Annotated in this window: 2 protein-coding genes; one reads left to right on the top strand and one right to left on the bottom strand. The window is 66.1% G+C overall.

Annotation, left to right across the window (positions count from 1 at the left end):
• Nucleotides 1-58: 58 nt before the first annotated feature.
• Nucleotides 59-535, top strand: coding sequence for an ATP-binding protein (locus AC07DW_RS34330; RefSeq protein ID WP_478861507.1), 477 nt, complete (start codon nucleotides 59-61; stop codon nucleotides 533-535).
• 313 nt (nucleotides 536-848) lie between these two features.
• Here AC07DW_RS34330 and AC07DW_RS34325 read toward each other — a convergent pair.
• On the bottom strand, nucleotides 849-1,741 hold an 893-nt coding region (locus AC07DW_RS34325; protein ID WP_478861506.1), incomplete at its 5' end, for a hypothetical protein.

Here is a 1,741-nt window from a genome sequence, read left to right as displayed (position 1 = left end):
TTCCTGCCCTGCGGCTTCGTCCGGTCCTTACGGATCTCGAACTCCATCGAGCACCCCTATGCACTGGGGTGTTGCGACGACCGCTAGAACTCAAGACCCGGGGAGGAGACCGCGTGAGTATCCCCGCCACACGTTCCCGCCGGCCCGGCCAGGGGACGCACTGGACGAGGCGATCGAGCTGACCCGGCGTCTGCGACTGCCGCACCTGAGGAGGCAGCTGACCGAGCTGATCCCCACTGCCCGGGCCCAGCGGTGGGATCCGGCCGGACTGGTACGCGTGCTGCTGGCTGAGGAAGCCGCCGACCGGGATGCCGCGATGCACGCCGCCCGCCGCCAGAAGGCAGGCTTCCCCGCCGGGAAGACCTTCGGCGTCTGGGACGAGAAGAAGTCCTCCATCCCCCTGGCCACCCAGTCCGCCCTGCGGAGCCTGGAATGGGTCACCCGCCGGGAGAACTTCTGCGTGGCCGACCCGTCTGGCCCGGGCGGGAGCCACTGGCGCGAAGCCCTCGGTACGCGGTCGCCGAGGCGGGAATGACGACTTGCTGGTTCACTCTCGGCAGAGAAGTCGGACCGGTTCACTTGACCGCGTGCTCCTGGCCGTCGTGTGACCTCGGCGCTTATCCAGCCGGGCTGCCTCCCGCGCCATCCAGGGCATGGCCAGCCCGGAGACGCCCTTGCCGAGGTGGTCCCGCGAGATGCCGGTGCAGATACGATGCGAGAGCGCCGTACGGGCCAGGGATCGCTTCACAACCTTCCCAACCCGTACGGCTCACTTCATGTCACGGTCTGCACAGCACATGCTGTCGACACCACGTCGCTAGGGACGGACCTGCGGTATATGACGGAGGTCAGCGGGCTGCGATGATGTTGTCGGCATTGATGCTGTCTCCGTGGGTGACGAGAGCAGTGTAGATTTTGTCGCCTTCGTAGTTGCCGGGGTAGCTGTTGAAGTCGCTGCCGTTTACTGTCGCGCTGTTGTGCGTGGTGGTGACGGGGGCCCGTTTGAGGGTGGCACCGAGGGGGAGTTTCTGGCTTTCCGGGGCGTACAGAGGAAGGCTGTGTGTGGAGATTGTCGCGTAGGCATTGAGCTGCAGTCCGATGCGGGGGACTGGTGACCTGTGGGCGAATAGGGCGGGGCGGGTGGTGGTGGGGGCAGTGAGGCTGCAGGCGCCTTCTGCACAATTGGCCAGCTGGATGAGGCTACCGCTGCTTCCAGGAGCGGTTGTGGGTGTGAGGACGTTTCCCTGGATGGCGACGCCGCTGGAGATGCGGGCACCTTGCGGCCCTGTATGCAGGACGGCGGTGACCCGCCGCTGGGCCGCGTTGGTGGTCGTGAGGTAAGCCCGGTAGTTAGCGGAGCTGGCGCTCATGGCTTGCTGGCCGTCGTTTGGGTAGGCCCCGCGGTGCGAGGTGACGGAGGTGTACTGCCCGGGGTGCTCGGGGTCGACGAGTCCGGTGATTACCTGGCCGGTGTCGGTGTCCCGGAAGTACAGCCGCTGGTATGCCTCGTGGGACCCGGGCAGTTCTTCCTCCTGAGAGCTGGTGGGGGTGATCCTGATGTCCATCGGCTCCTGGTCAAGGCCATTGGCGCGCGGCATGCCCGCGGGGACGAGCCCCCCGGGTTTCTGGGTGGCGTTGTTAGCGGTCATCTGGACGCCGTTGATGTTTTCTTTGAGGGGGGCGGGGGGTGTGATGGTGTTTTTGTCGAGGGTGATGGTGGTGGGTTTGTTGCCGTTGGTGA

It is taken from the genome of Streptomyces sp. NPDC045701 (assembly GCF_056432045.1).
This window is presented reverse-complemented; position numbering and strand designations above follow the sequence as displayed.